Genomic DNA, 2,270 nt, shown 5'->3' with positions numbered 1-2,270 from the left:
TTCCCCAGAGGATGGAATGACCGACGACGCTCGAGGATCCCGCGGAGGAGACTCCTCCCGCAGCGGACACGGCCAGGTTCCGGGACAGGGTCGTGTACTCGAGCGTCGCCGAGGAGTTAAGGAGGCGGATTCCTCCGCCTGCTCCGGCGCAGCGGTTGCCGGTGATCGCCACGTCCTGCAGGACCACGCCTCCTGATTCGCAATAGACCGCCCCGCCGTCCGAGGAGGCATCGTTTCCGCGGATCACGCAGTTCGCCACCAGCAGGCTGGCGCCGATGATCTGGACTCCCGCCCCGTAGGCGCCGGCGCTGTTCTGGATCGTGGAGTTCCGGATCTCGCAGTTCGAGCCCGTCGAGACCTTGAGCGCCGTGGACACGCAGCCATCGATCGTGAGACCGCTCGGGGTTCCGTGGTATCTCGCGAGGAGCATCCCGGTGACGCAGTCCTCGATGGAAGAGTCCATGATCACGGGCGCGGCGTCGTACACATAGATGCCGCACGGATTCCCGCGGCGCAGCCTGAGCCCTTGCAGGCTCGTGTAGTGGAACGGCGAGTTGGCGAACGAGAAGCAGTTCGCGACGTTCTCTGCATCGATCACGACCGTCCCTGCCCCCCCGGTCCCCCGGATGTAGAGGGTCTTCAGTCCCACGTCGATTGCCCGGTTCTCCGCACCCGTGTACGTCCCCGGCGCGATCAGGATCGAGTCGCCCGTCTCGGCGGCGATCACCGCCGCCTTGATTGTCGCGTATTCTGTTGGAACGCGACGAATCGCGCCCGCATGCGCGGCAGTGGCCCCCACAAGGAAGGCGAGAACAACGGAGGCAACAGGAATCGCGCGCGGGACCTTCGTCAGACGCGGCTTCCCGGGCGTGGCGTTCGCCATCGGCAATGAGAGGTTCATCATGCGGCCCTCCACGATAGAATCCCACCCGGGCCGGCGGGCCCCAGAGGTCGCTTCGGCCGAAGGCCACCGAGTCGCTCATCTAGAGTTGTGCGGCATCTCCCGGATGTCGGATGGCGCGATGGGAGTCCCGTACGGGCGGGAAGTCAACCGGAATTCGTGAGGCGCGAAACTCGTCAGGCTGTCATCGGAACCTCCCCCCTCCTCGCCCTTCTCCCATCCACCACTCGCAGGATCTTCCCCCACATCGGGATCGGTCAGGAAAGCGAGCGCACCCCCTGCCCCGGAGAACATCGCCTTCCGCTCTCAACGCACTGTCCTTCAACGGACCGTGAGGAAGCCGCGCCCGCAAGCCCGGATGATCCCTGCAGCCCCTGAGGAGACGTCGTGGCGTTTCCTGTGGAATCATCTTCCGCGGCGGGCGTAGGCTCCCCACCGTCGCAAGGCGACTCGGAGGTGACGCCCTATGATCCCAAGATCGCGCGCTGCAAGACTGCCTTCTGCTGCTCTGATCGGTATCGCTCTCCTTTCCGGCATGGGGCTCGTGGTCGGCGACTCCCACGCGGGAGCGACATGGAGGGTCGATCCCGATGGAGGCGGGGACGCGTTGACCATCGCCGGAGGCGTCGCCCTGGCGAGCGAGGGCGATACGATCCGAATCGCGGCCGCGACCTATCCCGAGACGATTGCCATTGAAAAGGGGATCAGCTTCATCGGGGTCGGGGGAGACGTGATCTGGCAGGGGAACGGAACCGCCTCCTGCCTCTCCATCCAGAACTCGGCCCCGTTTCGCCTCGAGGGGATCATCTTCGAAGGCGGCGGGGGAACCGAGGGTGGAGGGCTCGATGCGCGCAATGTGTACGGTGGGTTCACGGTCGTCGCGTGCACATTTCGCGATATGACGGTCACGGGCACGGCCGCCGGCATCTACACATTGCAAACGAGTCCGTTGATCGCCGATTCCTGCGTCTTCAGCAATCTCGAGGCTACCGGCTCGTTGTCGGGCGGGGTTCTCTCCGGAGGGAACGGGGGGACCTTTCGAGGTTGCGAGTTCCTGAACTGCACGGGAATTCGGGGAGGGGGGCTCTCCGTCGCGGGCGAGGGGAACCTGATAGAGAACTGCACATTCGACGGCTGCGAAGCGAACTTCGCGGGCGCCCTCAATCTCTACGGAGCGGACGACACGACGGTTCGCGGCTGCACCTTCTCCGGAAACCGCGCGAACTACACAGGCGGGGCGATCGATCTAGAGGGCACCGGCCACTTGATCGAGAACAGCCGCTTCTCGGAGAACACGGCGCCGGCTTCGGGAGGAGCGATCAACGCCTTCAATGGAAGCGGGAACACGGTTCGCGCGAACCTCTTCTTT

The 2,270-nt window shown here is 65.0% G+C and carries 2 protein-coding genes; one reads left to right on the top strand and one right to left on the bottom strand.

Annotated elements, in window-relative coordinates; genetic code table 11:
- Positions 1-904, bottom strand: a 904-nt coding sequence (locus FJY88_13720; GenBank protein MBM3288384.1) for a hypothetical protein, incomplete at its 3' end; no start/stop codon positions are given.
- Between the two features lie 463 nt (positions 905-1,367).
- On the opposite strand from FJY88_13720, the gene FJY88_13715 reads away from it, so the two are divergent.
- The coding region (locus FJY88_13715; protein MBM3288383.1) for a hypothetical protein at positions 1,368-2,270 on the top strand (903 nt) is incomplete at its 3' end.

Source organism: Candidatus Eisenbacteria bacterium (assembly GCA_016867495.1).
Taxonomy (GTDB): domain Bacteria; phylum Eisenbacteria; class RBG-16-71-46; order CAIMUX01; family VGJL01; genus VGJL01.
This window is presented reverse-complemented; position numbering and strand designations above follow the sequence as displayed.